Source organism: Vibrio sp. 970 (assembly GCF_033339075.1).
Genome location: NZ_JAWOTW010000888.1, coordinates 1 through 504, shown reverse-complemented (window position 1 = coordinate 504; position 504 = coordinate 1). Strand labels below are relative to the sequence as shown.

Annotated in this window: 1 protein-coding gene; it reads right to left on the bottom strand. The window is 45.4% G+C overall.

Going from position 1 to position 504, the window contains the following annotated elements; all coding sequences use genetic code 11:
• The coding region (locus R7Q11_RS29745) for a TAXI family TRAP transporter solute-binding subunit (protein ID WP_225467411.1) at positions 1-349 on the bottom strand (349 nt) is incomplete at its 3' end.
• Between the last annotated feature and the right edge of the window lie 155 nt (positions 350-504).

Genomic DNA, 504 nt, shown 5'->3' with positions numbered 1-504 from the left:
CAGAAAATACCGCGCGCAGCTCTTTAAACGGACCATTTTCAGCAAACTGGCTGGTGCCGTTGTATGCATGATATTGCCAATCTGATTGCGCAATACCCAAATCTAACTCGCCTGCGCGAATGGTGTTGATGTTGTATATCGAACCGCCCGTACTTTCGACCGAACAACGAATGCCGTGCTCTGCTCGAGATTTATTCACCAAGCGACAGATAGCCCCACCCGTGGGATAGTAAACACCTGTGACACCACCCGTACCTATGGTGACGAAAGTCTCTTCGGCGGCAACTGAATAGCCGGCAGTCAACGCTGCAAGTGACGCAGCTAGCGCGATGTGCTTAAACTTAAACATTGAACGTCCTTTTCCTTTGTTTATGACGGTGTAAGTATAGCAATCGTTAACAATTTGATAACGTTTGAGTTCTCATCCTTGAACTTTGCTTCTCACACCCGATTCGAGAGTGATTTACAAAACCACATAATAATCTGATATGTAAGAGTATTTTT